The organism is Arthrobacter sp. 08Y14 (genome assembly GCF_002929455.1).
GTDB classification, from domain to species: domain Bacteria; phylum Actinomycetota; class Actinomycetes; order Actinomycetales; family Micrococcaceae; genus Arthrobacter_B; species Arthrobacter_B sunyaminii.
In genome coordinates, this window is record NZ_PJIX01000078.1 from 1 (window position 1) to 505 (window position 505).

The 505-nt window shown below is 56.4% G+C and carries 1 protein-coding gene; it reads right to left on the reverse strand.

Annotated features, from left to right (window positions below; translation table 11 throughout):
* Positions 1-134: 134 nt before the first annotated feature.
* Positions 135-505: recombinase family protein (locus tag CXR03_RS18060; protein WP_146070580.1), on the reverse strand; the 371-nt coding region annotated here is incomplete at its 5' end.

Genomic DNA, 505 nt, shown 5'->3' on the forward strand with positions numbered 1-505 from the left:
ACAAGCAAGCCAAAATGACAGACTTAAGGCTCCTGCGACTCTGTTTCTCGGTCGCTCCTTCAGAGGAAACAACCGAAGGATCAAAACGAATAGCGCTCGGACAACGCGATAGTTAACCCATATCCCTCCGACTACTATCCCGAGGAAGAGTTTGACCATGTTCTGACTTCTTCCTCCGCTGTTCGTTGGAAAGCGCGGGTGAGGCTCATGCGTCCGACCCGAAGAATCGTCGCCGCTTCAACAATGCTCATCCCTTCGGCTCTCATCTTGTGGGCCTGCTGCAGCTGAGCATCGGTGACCGATGGTGGCCGTCCACCGATCCGGCCGCGCGCCCGTGCGGCAATCAAGCCCGCCTGAGTACGTTCGATGAGCCTGTTTCGTTCGTGCTCGGCCAGGGCAGCGAAGATGTGAAAAACCAGCCGCCCGTCAGCGGTGGTCGTATCGATGAAAATCTCCATCAGCGACTTGAAGTGAATGCCGCGCTCTCCCAGCTCAACGACAATCT